This window comes from Exiguobacterium sp. UBA1053 (assembly GCF_002316465.1).
Lineage (GTDB): Bacteria > Bacillota > Bacilli > Exiguobacteriales > Exiguobacteriaceae > Exiguobacterium_A > Exiguobacterium_A abrahamii.
Genome location: NZ_DCDO01000018.1, coordinates 191429 through 203862, shown reverse-complemented (window position 1 = coordinate 203862; position 12434 = coordinate 191429). Strand labels below are relative to the sequence as shown.

The 12434-nt window shown below is 50.3% G+C and carries 15 protein-coding genes; 8 read left to right on the top strand and 7 right to left on the bottom strand.

The annotated features are described in order from the left end of the window. Positions 1-13: 13 nt before the first annotated feature. Together B3G15_RS14765 and B3G15_RS14760 are read right to left on the bottom strand one after the other, a co-directional pair. The gene (locus B3G15_RS14765; protein WP_023468290.1) at positions 14-457 is read right to left on the bottom strand and encodes a MarR family winged helix-turn-helix transcriptional regulator; all 444 of its coding nucleotides are present in this window, start codon (positions 455-457) and stop codon (positions 14-16) included. Positions 458-528: 71 nt separating this feature from the next. Next, complete coding sequence (locus B3G15_RS14760; RefSeq protein ID WP_231681756.1) at positions 529-1605, bottom strand: GTP pyrophosphokinase; 1077 nt, start codon at positions 1603-1605, stop codon at positions 529-531. Positions 1606-1745: 140 nt separating this feature from the next. Between B3G15_RS14760 and B3G15_RS14755 the strand changes: the two genes are divergently transcribed. After that, positions 1746-2882: a hypothetical protein gene (locus B3G15_RS14755; RefSeq protein WP_058713078.1), complete on the top strand. Its 1137-nt coding sequence runs from the start codon at positions 1746-1748 to the stop codon at positions 2880-2882. A 133-nt stretch (positions 2883-3015) separates the two neighbouring features. Here the strand turns inward: B3G15_RS14755 and B3G15_RS14750 are convergent, their stop codons facing one another. Then, entirely contained in the window at positions 3016-3438 is a 423-nt protein-coding gene (locus B3G15_RS14750; RefSeq protein WP_029341685.1) for an organic hydroperoxide resistance protein, read from the bottom strand. 108 nt (positions 3439-3546) lie between these two features. Between B3G15_RS14750 and B3G15_RS14745 the strand changes: the two genes are divergently transcribed. Continuing rightward, positions 3547-3978, top strand: coding sequence for a MarR family winged helix-turn-helix transcriptional regulator (locus B3G15_RS14745; RefSeq protein ID WP_029341686.1), 432 nt, complete (start codon positions 3547-3549; stop codon positions 3976-3978). A gap of 17 nt (positions 3979-3995) precedes the next feature. Here B3G15_RS14745 and B3G15_RS14740 read toward each other — a convergent pair whose 3' ends face one another. Next, positions 3996-4451 (bottom strand): hypothetical protein, encoded by a 456-nt coding sequence (locus B3G15_RS14740; protein ID WP_023468294.1) that lies wholly within the window; start codon positions 4449-4451, stop codon positions 3996-3998. A 125-nt stretch (positions 4452-4576) separates the two neighbouring features. Between B3G15_RS14740 and B3G15_RS14735 the strand changes: the two genes are divergently transcribed. The 4 genes from B3G15_RS14735 to B3G15_RS14720 are packed head-to-tail and all read left to right on the top strand — an operon-like array spanning position 4577 to position 8278. Next, positions 4577-5068 (top strand): PH domain-containing protein, encoded by a 492-nt coding sequence (locus B3G15_RS14735; RefSeq protein WP_290722082.1) that lies wholly within the window; start codon positions 4577-4579, stop codon positions 5066-5068. Further along, positions 5065-6513, top strand: a complete 1449-nt coding sequence (locus tag B3G15_RS14730) for a PH domain-containing protein (protein WP_290722081.1) — start codon at positions 5065-5067, stop codon at positions 6511-6513. Before B3G15_RS14735 ends, B3G15_RS14730 begins: the two co-directional genes overlap by 4 nt. Before the next feature lie 34 nt (positions 6514-6547). Further along, the gene (locus B3G15_RS14725; protein ID WP_290722079.1) at positions 6548-7468 is read left to right on the top strand and encodes an alpha/beta hydrolase; all 921 of its coding nucleotides are present in this window, start codon (positions 6548-6550) and stop codon (positions 7466-7468) included. A gap of 18 nt (positions 7469-7486) precedes the next feature. After that, entirely contained in the window at positions 7487-8278 is a 792-nt protein-coding gene (locus B3G15_RS14720; RefSeq protein ID WP_290722077.1) for a protein phosphatase 2C domain-containing protein, read from the top strand. A 35-nt stretch (positions 8279-8313) separates the two neighbouring features. Here the strand turns inward: B3G15_RS14720 and B3G15_RS14715 are convergent, their stop codons facing one another. Beyond that, a complete protein-coding gene (locus B3G15_RS14715) occupies positions 8314-8460 on the bottom strand; it encodes a hypothetical protein (RefSeq protein WP_023468299.1) in 147 nt (48 codons plus the stop codon). A 148-nt stretch (positions 8461-8608) separates the two neighbouring features. Between B3G15_RS14715 and B3G15_RS14710 the strand changes: the two genes are divergently transcribed. Both B3G15_RS14710 and B3G15_RS14705 read left to right on the top strand, forming a co-directional pair. Beyond that, the gene (locus B3G15_RS14710; RefSeq protein WP_290722074.1) at positions 8609-9205 is read left to right on the top strand and encodes a DUF1129 family protein; all 597 of its coding nucleotides are present in this window, start codon (positions 8609-8611) and stop codon (positions 9203-9205) included. Between the two features lie 21 nt (positions 9206-9226). Next, complete coding sequence (locus B3G15_RS14705; protein WP_290722072.1) at positions 9227-10411, top strand: hypothetical protein; 1185 nt, start codon at positions 9227-9229, stop codon at positions 10409-10411. 47 nt (positions 10412-10458) lie between these two features. Here the strand turns inward: B3G15_RS14705 and B3G15_RS14700 are convergent, their stop codons facing one another. Together B3G15_RS14700 and B3G15_RS14695 are read right to left on the bottom strand one after the other, a co-directional pair. Further along, the gene (locus B3G15_RS14700) at positions 10459-10869 is read right to left on the bottom strand and encodes a hypothetical protein (protein ID WP_290722070.1); all 411 of its coding nucleotides are present in this window, start codon (positions 10867-10869) and stop codon (positions 10459-10461) included. Between the two features lie 82 nt (positions 10870-10951). Then, complete coding sequence (locus B3G15_RS14695) at positions 10952-12415, bottom strand: potassium/proton antiporter (protein WP_290722068.1); 1464 nt, start codon at positions 12413-12415, stop codon at positions 10952-10954. Positions 12416-12434: the final 19 nt, after the last annotated feature.

The following is a 12434-nucleotide window of genomic DNA, read 5'->3' as shown; positions in this document are numbered from 1 at the left end:
TCGATTGAACAGCTTAGATTGTTTTTTCAAGCTTCGTTAAGAGCGTCCGGAACAGTTCGAGTTCCTGATCCGAGAAGTCCTCGAAGACGTCTGCGAGGTAATCCATCTTCATCGATTCGAGTTTTTCATAGAGCTCGATGCCTTTTGGAGTGGCGCGGAGTTCGACGACACGACGATCGAGTTCACTTCGCTCACGCGAGATCAACTCTTTTTTCGTCAATTCGTCTGCTAATGCCGTGATCATGCTCGCTGAGAATTGAAACTCCTGCGAGAGGGCAGAGGCGATTTGCGGACTGTTCGCACAAAGGGACTTCAAGATGAAGAACTCATTGCGTGTCAAGTACGTCGTGAACATGCTACGCACGTCCTTCTTGATCGCGCGGTAGTTCATCCGTAATCCTTTTTCTGTATCAACGATCAACTGATCGCGTTGTGCTACTTCTAGTGTAGTTGCCATGTATCGTTCACTCTTTCTATACCGTAGTTTCTTTCACTCGTGATTTAGTATAGTGAAAAATTTTAGTTTAATCAATATTTTTCTCTTGAATCATCTGTTTCGACGACGCGGGCGACTTGGGCGACGATCTCTTCGACGTTGCGCAGTTCCGGGTAGAAGCGGCGGAAGAAGTAATCGATTCGGTGTGTATCTTCGCCAGCAATCGTCAGCGCCATGCAGATATAGGCGATGCCGATTCCTTGACGAGGCAGGAACGGATTCGGCATGACCTTCGCACAGCGTAAGGCGAGTGGACTGTGCGTCGTCACGGCTTCAATCAATTCACCGTACGTCCGGATATCGACATAATGGAACATCCGGATCAGTTCGTTGATCAATTGTTGATCGGAATCGAGCATCATTTGCGATGTAACGAGTCGTTTATCGAGCTCGTTGATAACCGGGGAGTGATCGATAAAGTAGTTCAAGTTATCTGCCGTGATCCGGACTTGATGGGGGTCAGACAAGATTTGTTGAACGGTCTCGTCTTCAAATTGTTTCAACTGTTTCTTGATGTTGACGAACTCCTGATCGGCGATTTCGAGTAATCCTGCCACCCGACTGAAGCTGCGCCGGACTTCTGCTGGGACACTGTTCGGATTTTTATATCCAAGATCATGTTCGATCTCCGCCCACGCGTGTTGCAGGATCGAGCGAATCTGGATCTCAGCCGTGTAGTCCTTAAAACGTCCATACTCGCTCAGGGCAAGCCGCTGATCGCTGAGTGAAGCGACGAAGTGGACCGAGAGATAACCGAATTCCGTCGTATCGAGCAACGTCGACTTATCGACCGATTGATCGCGATCAATCGCGAACTCATTCTCGATGATGCGTGCCGCTTCCCGGACGTCGTCATGGAAATAAGTGACGATCCGAATCCCGGTCAAGTCATGGACGTCCTTGAGTGAACGGTATTTGTTCGGTTGCCGTAAGACTTTTTGATACAGACTCTCGGAGTCCTTCGTCCGGGCGACGATTGAGTGGTATTTGATGCCTGCCGCGTCCAGCAACTCGGACAAGAGCATCTTCAACTTGTCGGCGTAGGCATCGTATTCTTCCTTATCGTTGACATATTCGAGCATCATCGTATTTAAATCTTGTGATTGCACCGTTTCGCACCTTCCTCATCCTGTAGTCATCTAGCCATATTGTAGCACTCTGCTTCGTTAAACGCACAGCAAGACCCTGTTTGAAGCAGTACGATTCGTGGGAAAAAGACAAGTAGTACGTGTCCGGGAGGAGATTAATCATGGAAATAGTGGATGCCCGTGCTTTACCCGCCGATCATATGGATGTTTTGCATGTCACACCATCGTCGATCTATTTTCGACGTCGTCTCGATGACGCTCGTTACCACATCAGCAGGTATGATCTTGAAGATCAAGAACAGGTCGATCTAACGCCAGAAGCCTTGACGGATCACGGACCAACCCGACCGTTCGTGCGGCACGGAAGAGTCTATTGTTTAAATGAACATACGCAAGAACAGGGCGGGGAGACGGAAGTGCTCGTCATCGATCTCTTGTCCGGCAAACGGGAGCAGATTGCGTCGTTTTATGTCGAAGGGGATTTGACGCTCTACTGGGTGCTCAATGAGAACTATCTCGTATTCTTACAGACGACGGATACGACGTCCGCGTTTCTGTATGACGTCAAGGATGAATCGCGGCAGACGATTCGCGATCCACGGCTCTACGGGATGACGGAGAATTACCGGGAACTCTATTTCTTTCTCGTCACGCTCGAAGAGAAGGAGTACATCGTCTGTAACGCTCGGCTCGATGAGTTCTCGTTCTATGACGCCCTTGAAAGTGGTGTCATCTCACCAGAAGATCCGATCGACCACTCGGAAAGTCTGTTGATTGCCCCACTGCCGACCTTGATTGAGGAAATCGAACGCGGTGTTGAACACTTATCGTTTGCAACCTTGTTGAAGTTAGAAGGGGAAGGGGATACCGTCCAGTATCTCGGGGAACAGGAAGGGCATCTGATCTTTAGTGCCTATACCGATCGTCTAAACGAAGAAATCTTTTACCGGATCGACACGGAAGCGAGTGTCGAAGAAGTCGCCCGGATTCAGTGGAGTGACTATGAACCGCTCGACTTCACGTACGATGACGTTGAGTCGACGATCTTCATCGTCAATGACCGGTCTGAACACCATCATGAAGTGATCAACTTACGTAACGGTGCCCGATTCCTCGATAAGGAGCCGTTCGAACGCGTCCTACGCGGACGCTTCTATTTACACGAAGCGATCGGAGACGACGCGGAACCGATGGTCACGGTTTACGACGCAGAACATAATGAACGCTACCGGTTCGAGGATGCCTATTATGTCACCGTGTCCGGGGAACTCGTCATCTTATCGGTCCATCAACTATGAAAAAAGAGCGGTTGTTCTTTTCGTGAGAGCAACTGTTCATCATCAAAAATATAATTATTTCAACTACCGAAATTAGTATAAAAAACAAAAAACCAGCCGAGAGTAAACCTCTGGCTGGCTAGAAATGCTACACTTATTCTGCGTCAGTCGTACGTGTGTAGACGTCGACTTGGATGTTTCCAGCAGTTGCACGTGAGTAAGGGCAGACCGTATGCGCGACTTTCGCAAGTTCAGCCGCCGCTTCTTCCGAGATCCCGCGGACGAGAACATCGAGTTCGACGGAAAGCATGAATCCGTCAGCTGCTTCGTTTAATGTTACGTGTGCTGTAACTTCACTTCCGTCGTGTTTGATGCCTTGTTTACGAGCAACGAGATTCAATGCAGAGTCGAAGCAAGCAGAATATCCTGCAGCAAAGAGTTGTTCTGGGTTTGTGGCTTGTTTTTTCGATCCTGGTACCGGCATTGCGAGAGCGACGTCAAGGATTCCGTCCTCCGATACGACGCGTCCATCGCGACCTCCGACAGCTGTTGCAGATGATGTGAACATTGGTTTCATGTGTGTAACTCCCTTTCGTTGTTGGATTCAAATAAGTAGCTTACAATTAAATTGTATACAATTTAAATCGAAATGCAACTCGTTTGCTCACGATAGGAGGAATTTTTTATGAACCCATTAGCTTTAGATGAACAACTCTGTTTTCCGTTTTATGCGATATCGCGTGAGATCACGCGTCGTTATCGTCCGTTACTTGAACCACTTGGTCTGACGTATCCGCAATATCTCGTCATGCTCGTCGTCTGGGAGGAGGAGGGACAATCGCTGAAAGCCATCGGTGAACGGCTCCATCTTGATTCGGGAACGTTGACGCCGTTACTGAAGAAACTCGAAGCGGCAGATCTGTTGCGACGCGTCCGTAAGCCGGAAGACGAACGGCACATCCAGATTTTTTTGACAGATGCCGGTCGTGCGTTACGGAAACAAGCAGAGACCGTTCCGCTTGATCTCGTCCGGACACTCGACGTCGACGAAGAAGACTTACGCGTCGTTAAAGCGGCACTGAATCGTCTCGTCATGAAAATGAGCGACCCGGATTAACCGGATCGCTCATTGTCTTATTTACGGCGGAAGCCTTCTTCTTCAAGATAGTTTGCTGCTTCCTTATACGAGTTGAATGCACCGTCTAAAAGATCACCGGCATAAACGAGCCACGTGTCGATGTCTTCATTGAGCAACGTTAATTCGAACTGGTTATCATTGACCCATGTTTCTTCGAGTGTTTCGACCGATTGGACCGTCGAGAGTGCTTTGATTGCATCTTCTAATAAGAGAATTAAAGCAGGCTCTGAGAATTCACGGATGTTGACGAATCCTTTTTCGTCCGTTTCATAACCTGGTAGACCAGCCGCATAGACGAAGCCGTTCCCGTTCGGATGCAAATGATAGACGAGATTCTTCTTCTCATACTGACTGTCCGGGAATTGGAAATTGACGCGCTTTAGCGAGACATCTTTGCGGACAAGCTGTGGGAAGGTCTCGATAATTCGTAGTTTTTCTTCAAAAGTTAACATGGTTCCTCCTTGGTGTTACAGTTCTTCACTTTTATATATGCGATGAAATCAAACAAAATGTCAACCGCTGTCTGAAACCAAGCGACGTTTTTAACCGTAAATGGAAACGAAAGGAAGTGTTTTTGATGTCTACTGTACAATGGCATACGTTGCCAGAACGATCGATTCGAGCAGAACGGCTCGGATTGTTGCCGTTACATGGCTTGATCGCCGTCATTTTAATAGGAACGACGATTACCCAAGTCATGTGGCTCGACCTGACACCCTGGTGGATGGGCATCGTCGGTCTGCTTTGGCTGATCTATTTCATTCCCCGTATCGTCTACATACCCGTTCTTCGCGTGAAGTATATGCGTTATCGCATCGATGAGGAATTTCTCGTCGTCCGCAACGGGATCTTTTTCCGCCGCGAAGTCACCGTGCCGCTCGTCAAGGTGCAATTGATCGATAGCCAAACGGGACCGATCCTGCGTCGCTATGATTTGATCACACTGGATATTCGAACGGCATCCGGCTTTGTCACGTTGTCACGACTCGATCGTGCGCAAGGAGACGCGCTACGCACACAAGTCGAACGCTTCGCGAAACTCGAGGAGCGGGAGGAGGAATCGTTATGACCCGGCGTGTTCACCCGCTGTTCATCGTGATGTCGAGTATCTCGATCATCCGCTCGCTCCTGATTCCATTCGCCGCCTTGATTTTTAATGCAATCCGCAAAGGCGAGATCAACACCTATACGTGGATCGGGATCAGTGTCGGAATTGTGTTCGTTCTCTTATACGGGATCGCCTCCTGGTATTTCTATACGTTCACGATTGATGCCGAGACGATTCGGGTCCGCAAAGGAATTTTCCAAAAAAGTGAACGGACGACGCAACGTAAACGGATCGAGTCGATCGGCATTCAGCAAAACGTCATCGAACGACTGTTGCGTCTTGCGACGTTGACCGTCGAGACATCGTCTGAGAGCGGAACACCGGAAGTCGAACTAAAAGGGATCCGACTTGATTTTGCGAAAGAACTGAAATCGTCGATCAAAAACGAGGGACAGCCCGTCGTCGAAGAACAGCAGGCGGAAGTCGCCTATACGATCCCTGTCCGCGATTTGGCATTAGCCGGTGCCTTGTCAGGACGCGTCGGACTAGCGCTCGTCGGGATCGGGACCGCCTATCAATTCATCGATCAGTTCATTGAACGTTATGTCGATCGACTGTTCTCAGAACTCGCTCATTTATCGTTGTTCGTTTTGACGGGACTTGGCATACTCGTCTTACTCGTCATCTACATCGGCTCGATCATCGTCTATATCTTGAAGTACGGTTCGTACCGTGCCGTCTTGCAACACAACCGATTGTTGATTGGGTACGGGATGTTGAACCGGACCGAGGTCGCGTTTCATGCCGATAAGATTCAAGCCCTCGTCATTCAGGAAAGCTGGATTCAGCGGTTGATCGGTCGAGCGAGTCTGTCCTTACACATCATCTCGGCGACCGGAGAGAAGGAGCGACTATTGCTCCATCCATTCATCCGGACGAACGAGATTGATCCGTTTCTGGCGACGTATCTGCCGCGCTTTCGTCAGTTCAGTCCGCAGCATGAAGTCGCACCGATTGGCTTTCGCTACCGGGTTCGTTGGCCGTTACTCGGTTATGCGCTGTTGTTTACTGCACTAAGCAGTGTCGTCATCATCGTCCTTGATTCCTCATGGCGCTTCCTGATCTTGCTTCTGTTCATCTGGTTACCGTTCTATTACTTCGCTGTGCGCAGCGGTTACCGAAAGACCCGTTTCGGAACCGGCCACGATCTCTTGATGTTACGCAAACAATGGGTCCAAAAAGAGACCGTCTATACGCCACGACTGAAAATCGAGGAATTGACCTGGTCCGTTTCTCGCTGGCTCGAAGCAAAGGAGATTGCCCGGATTGAGATTCAACTGCGGGGCAATACTGCTTTTAACGCGCTTTATTTCGAACGAACGGATATCGATACCTTACAGCGCTGGTATAAACAATCGTTCCTTTCGACCCCGTTGGCAGGGGAAGTGAAAACCGACGACGAATAAGGAAAGACTCACTGTCGGAAAGGAAGCGAAGCACATGCGCAAATGGGGAATCGGCATCGTGTTGCTCGTCACGTGTCTGCTACTGTTCATCGTCTATGATGGATACCGGATGCAAGAAACATTGATCGGTCAGTCGGACGCTTCTCCGATTCTGAAGACGACGAGAACGGACGGACAGGTGACGAAAGACGAGACATGGTTCAAACAAACGAGCGAGACACAGCAATGGTCGAAGGACGGGCTCGTCCGCTTCGGTCGTTATCTACCGGTTGACGGTAGCAAACAGACAGTCCTCCTCGTCCCGGATGAGATGATGTTTTCACAGACCGGTGTTTATGCGCTTGCCCGCTATTACCATGAGGCGGATTTTAATGTCTTACTCATCGAACGGCGTGGGCAGGATCGAAGCGGTGGCGTCCGGAATTACGGTTGGCTCGATCGACTGGATGTCTTGGAATGGACGAAACGCTTGCTTGCTGAAAACGGAGACGATACACGGATCGTCTATCACGGACTCGGTGTCGGCGCAGCGACCGTCTTACTCGCTTCTGGCGAGACCGTACCGACACAAGTCCGGGCGATCGTTGCTGAAGGAGCTTACGCCCGACTCGACGACTGGTTCAGTCTACTCGCAGATGAACAAATCCTTTACCCGGCACTGCCGTCTCTGACGGTCGCGAGCATGTGGAACAAAGGTGAGCAAGATTTCTTTTATGGCGATGTCTCGGTGACGCGCCAAGCAACGAAGAGTCGGGTTCCGACGATGTTCATCCACGGACTGAAGGACGAACTCGTCCCAATCCGGATGATGTACGAACTGTATCAAGCAAAAACGGGATTAAAACAATTGTATCCGGTTCGCGATGCCGGTCATGACGAGACGTATACGATGGACCCGGACAACTACGAAAAACGATTACGCTTATTCCTGCAACCGTACTTGCGGGAGATGTAAAGAAGGGAAGACTGATGCATGCAGACGACACAATCATCCTACTACTGGGTCGGATCCGACGAACCAGTAGTCGACACGAAGCAGATTGACCAGATTGGTCGGGTGACGCTCGGTCGATTCGGAGGCTGCTCAAGAAGCGGTCAATATAAAAACGAAGACGGGGCTGCCATCTTGATCGGCGACGATTGGGAGATGACCGTCGTCTTAGACGCTCATAAGACAGCGGATAGTGCAGCACTTGTCTTAGAGCAGTTGGCACAACACGAGTCGCGTATTCGGACTGATCTTGATGCACCACTTACGGAAGCATTCCGACGAATCGAGACGACCGTGCTGGATCTATTTCAAGACCCGGACTTTTTAGCGGCGTGTGCGAAGTTGCAAGGAGAAACCGCTTGTTTGATCGCCGTCCGCAAAGGACGTTTCATCTGGTGGTTCTCCGTCGGTGACGTCGTCTTGTATCTGTTTCACCCGGATTTGATGAAGATGGGACAAGCCGCCTTGAATGAGCGACAGTTCTATGAATGGATTGGACGCGCGAACACCTTTGCGTTACCGGTCCCGAGTTACACACGAGGCGTCCGCGAGTTGCGGCAAGGGGACAACCGATTGTTCGTGACGACGGATGGTTTGCTCGAGTGCCCGGGAACCCCATATGCTGACGCGAGACAGTTAGAGAAATCTTTACGATCAGGTGGTGTCAAAGAACTTCTCTCGACAATCGAGGCACAGGGTGTTCGTGACAGCACGACGGTCGTCACGTGGACCGTCACGATTGACGAACGCGTCACCCAACCAAGTGATACATGAAATAACCCGCGCTCCTGCATGAGCGCGGGTTACTGTTATTCTGTTTCAGGCGTTTGTTCCTGTTGCTGATCGAGTTCGACCGGTTCTTGGTCAACGGGTGGCTTCGCTTCAGCCAACGGGAAGGCGATGCCCGCACTTGTCAGCAAGGTGATCAAGGCGGCGCTCGTCAATGTTTGACGCATGGTCCGACACGTCCTTTCTATCTAATTCCGACACTATATTTTAATAATTCTGAACATTCTTCATCGTTTCGTCAAGCAATCTTTTACTTCCACTACGTATTTTTCCCAAAAACCCAGTATACTTAAACATGAAAAAGGGGGAAATCGATTGAAATTAACGAAAGCCAACACACGTCTATTAGAAACCTTTTTACCACGCTTGAATCTGAATGTCGCAGAACCGGACCGGACGGAAATTGAAGACCGTCTGCGGGCAGATATCTACGAAGCCCAGCGGAAGCAGCGTCCATTCGAAGAGATTCACGGTCGATCGGTCGAAGCACGCCTCGATCAGATGATCGCTGAATTACCACAACGACATCGGATGGAGACGCAAAAACGCTGGACACGAAACTATGTCTCCTCAATTCTGATGTTCATCTTCATCGAAGGGATCGACGGATTGTTCCAATTCGCCCTGATCGATTACTTATTCTTCTCAATCATCGCTCTTTTCTTGATCGATGCGATGTCACAAGTCATCACGGCACCTAAGATCAAACAAGTCAAACCGCGGGTGTGGATTCAATTCGTCATCAGTTTCATTTTATTCTCAACCTATAAGGCACTGCTCGTGACGGTCTTCCCGGCACCGGACGTCTTGATTCAAGTCAGCGGAATGCCGTCTTATCTCATCGGCATCGCGGGACTCGTTGGTCTCTACATCTACTGGTCAAAGAATCCGTTACGAAAACGCGGCGCATAATTCGCGAGAGGGGATGGTTGCGTGGAGTTCACACATTGGAAACGACGGTTGCAAGATCATTTCGAACGAATGGGCTTTTCCTTACTGACGGAACGCCTAGCGATGCAAGACATGGTCAAACTCGAAGCGACACATGGTGCCTTTCTATTCTTCCCGGTGACGATTCATCTCTATGAACGGTCCGGCTGGAAGATGGTCGCGTTTGAGGCAGAGACGGGGGAGGATCCACAACTCGTCGAGCAACAGATTGCCTCGTTGTTCCAGCTCTTGATGGTGACGTTCCAAGAAGAAGAGCGCGAGTTCTTACTCGGATTTCATGCGAATACCGGTCGTTACCTGACGGACCGTAACGCTCCGGTCGGACAACTCGTCCGTCTGATTGAAGAGTGTTGGTATGACGGTGACGTTCTCCGGGTCGAAACGTTCGATTCGTTCCCGGGACTGTTCGTCGCACCACCTTTCGCCCATCAAAGTTATGCCTTCATGCCAGAAGAACGGACGTGGCGCCTATCCGTCGGGCGTACTGGACGTCCAGCGAACGATTATCGTTTCGATGGAACGATTTTGTCCCCACACCGCTTACCGGAATCGGAATTATTTACTGTGACACCAAAGTCGGTACCGTTAGAGGATGAAGAGGCGATCCGAAACTTACTGGAAACGGAACGACAGACGATCGCTAAGTTCCATGATCGTGCCATGGCGACGATTCGGGCGTACGACCCATCATTTGGTTTTGCTTGGCGCGGCACACAGACATTTTTCCATGGTGTCCCGGTCAATCCATTCTCACAGCGCTTGTGGCTCGAGAACGGCGTGACGCGATACCGGATTCTACAACAAGGATCGACGCGATTGCTTGCTTCCGGTGAGACCTGTGACGCTGTCATCGAGATGCTCGACGATGCCGTCAGTAGTGAAGAACCGGATGGTCAATCCGTCAGTCCGATTGGTCAACTGATCCTCGGGATTTGGCAACAGATCGAGTCGGACGAAACGACGTATATCACGAACGTCGACTGCCTTGGCATCTCGCGTACACAAGCCGATAACCGCATTCGTCACGCGCTAGCGCGGCAAGAGACGATTGATTGGGTGCACCGGGCACCGAACGAAAATGATATTTGTCGCTTTGCTGGTCTGACGTTGACCTTCCCGCATCGTCCGCCGGGTGTCGTCACGATTGAACGAACCGAAGCAGAATAATAAATGACCAGGCATGTCCGCGAGTAAGCAGACGTACCTGGTCATTTTTAGTATGTGGATCGTGCCACCCGATGGAATAGGACGGACAAACTGTAATAGATCATTGCTGTCAGAGCAGCGATTGTAAAAGAAAGTGGCAGATCAAATGTGTCCTTCGTCGTCAATACGATGAGAAGACTCGCGATCACGATACCGTACACTCCGTAACCGAGGACTGTCGGCATATACGCTAATGTCGTCGATGACCGGTTGATGATCATGCCGATAAGGAAGTCGAGTAAGAAGCCGGACAGCAAGATGATCGGCAAAGCAAAGATGACGTATGACACAAACGTCGAACCAAGCGAGTCGTACATCGTATTCGCTTCTCTCTCAGTAATCGGTGTATAGGATATGTATGCTAGAACAGTGCAAACGAGCGTGGTGGTCATAATGACGGCAAGTAATCGTCTCAACATCAAGGTTCCTCCTTTATTTTCCTTTTTGAGTATACCAATCCACACCAAAAAACACACCCTACTGGAGGATGTGTCAAATAATCTATATTCCGAGTGACGCGATCAACCGTCGCACGTCCTGATCCGCTTGTTTAGGTGTTAAAATCAACAGTTGATCGTCTACGAGGACACGTGTCTGACCACGCGGCGTCAGAATTTCATCTTCACGAATGATTGCAACGACGAGCACATCCTGGGGCATCTCGATATCCTGTAGTGTCTTTCCCGCAATATGACTATTTTGCGAAACGCGGACCTCGATGATCTCCGCTTGTGGATGGGTGACGGTCATGAATTTCAGGAACGGTTCGACCGTCGTGTCGTGCTGTGTCTCAAGCCCCATTCGCCGGACGATCCACGGCAAAGCCGTTCCTTGCAAAAGGGCAGACGTCATGACGGTGAAGAAGACGATATTGAAAAGAAGCGGCGCTTCCGCGAGACCACTCGAAAGCGGATAGGTCGCGAGAATGATCGGAACGGCGCCCCGTAATCCGGCTGCCGTGATGACACTCTGTTCTTTGATCGTATACCGAAACGGCAGCAACGACAAGACGACGGCAAGTGGACGAGCGAGCAGGATCAACGTCAAGACGATGACAGCCGAAACGAACAATGTCTGGGGATCGAGCAATTGTTTTGGGAAGACGAGCAATCCGAGCATAATGAACATGCCGATCTCTGCTAAATGCGACAAGCTACCACTGAATCGTTTGAGCGTCTCGCGGTAGATCATGTCATGATTATTGATCCAGATCCCGGTCAAATAGACGGCGAGAAAACCACTGGCGTGCAAAATCGTTGCAAGACCATAGGAGAAGAGAGCACCGCTAAACAGTAAGGTCGGATACAAGGCGGACGACGGTAACTGAATCCGGTTCAACAGTAGCGTGACGAGATATCCGATCGCAAGACCAACGAGTGTCCCGAGTCCCATCTCGTAGATGAAGGACAGAATACCCGCACCGATCGAGAACGATTCCGGCGCGATCGCAAACGATGTGAACAAAATCGTCAGGAAAACGGCCATTGGATCATTCGTTCCGGACTCCGCCTCAAGCGTATGTTTGACTTTGGCATCGACCGGTCGTCCACTGAGCAGGGAAAAGACAGCGGCCGCATCGGTCGAGCCGACGAGCGCGCCGATCAATAATGCGACCGGCCAAGAAAAATCAAGCAATAGATACGCGACGATGGCAATGATCCCGGTCGTTGCAAGGACACCGACGGTCGCAAGCGACAGGGCAGCGGGGAGAATTTTCCGGAAGTGTACCCATTTCGTATGCAAGCCACCGTCAAACAGAATCAGAACGAGCGCCATCGTCCCAAAAAGACGAGCTTGCTCGAAATCACCAAAGTTGATGATTCCTGTGACATCTGACCCTGCCACGATCCCGACGACGACGAACAGGATCAATGTCGGTACATTTAACCGGACGGCAAACTTCGTCGTGATGATCGCAATCAATAGTAACGTTCCTGCGACGAATAAGATCGTCCCTTCTTCCATCCGACCACCTCTTTCGTGA

Bases quoted from the DNA above. Each gene is read 5' to 3' on its own strand.
- B3G15_RS14765 (WP_023468290.1), bottom strand. From the start codon at position 457: ATGGCAACTACACTAGAAGTAGCACAACGCGATCAGTTGATCGTTGAT.
- B3G15_RS14755 (WP_058713078.1), top strand. From the start codon at position 1,746: ATGGAAATAGTGGATGCCCGTGCTTTACCCGCCGATCATATGGATGTT.
- B3G15_RS14750 (WP_029341685.1), bottom strand. From the start codon at position 3,438: ATGAAACCAATGTTCACATCATCTGCAACAGCTGTCGGAGGTCGCGAT.
- B3G15_RS14745 (WP_029341686.1), top strand. From the start codon at position 3,547: ATGAACCCATTAGCTTTAGATGAACAACTCTGTTTTCCGTTTTATGCG.
- B3G15_RS14740 (WP_023468294.1), bottom strand. From the start codon at position 4,451: ATGTTAACTTTTGAAGAAAAACTACGAATTATCGAGACCTTCCCACAG.
- B3G15_RS14735 (WP_290722082.1), top strand. From the start codon at position 4,577: ATGTCTACTGTACAATGGCATACGTTGCCAGAACGATCGATTCGAGCA.
- B3G15_RS14730 (WP_290722081.1), top strand. From the start codon at position 5,065: ATGACCCGGCGTGTTCACCCGCTGTTCATCGTGATGTCGAGTATCTCG.
- B3G15_RS14725 (WP_290722079.1), top strand. From the start codon at position 6,548: ATGCGCAAATGGGGAATCGGCATCGTGTTGCTCGTCACGTGTCTGCTA.
- B3G15_RS14720 (WP_290722077.1), top strand. From the start codon at position 7,487: ATGCAGACGACACAATCATCCTACTACTGGGTCGGATCCGACGAACCA.
- B3G15_RS14715 (WP_023468299.1), bottom strand. From the start codon at position 8,460: ATGCGTCAAACATTGACGAGCGCCGCCTTGATCACCTTGCTGACAAGT.
- B3G15_RS14700 (WP_290722070.1), bottom strand. From the start codon at position 10,869: ATGTTGAGACGATTACTTGCCGTCATTATGACCACCACGCTCGTTTGC.
- B3G15_RS14695 (WP_290722068.1), bottom strand. From the start codon at position 12,415: ATGGAAGAAGGGACGATCTTATTCGTCGCAGGAACGTTACTATTGATT.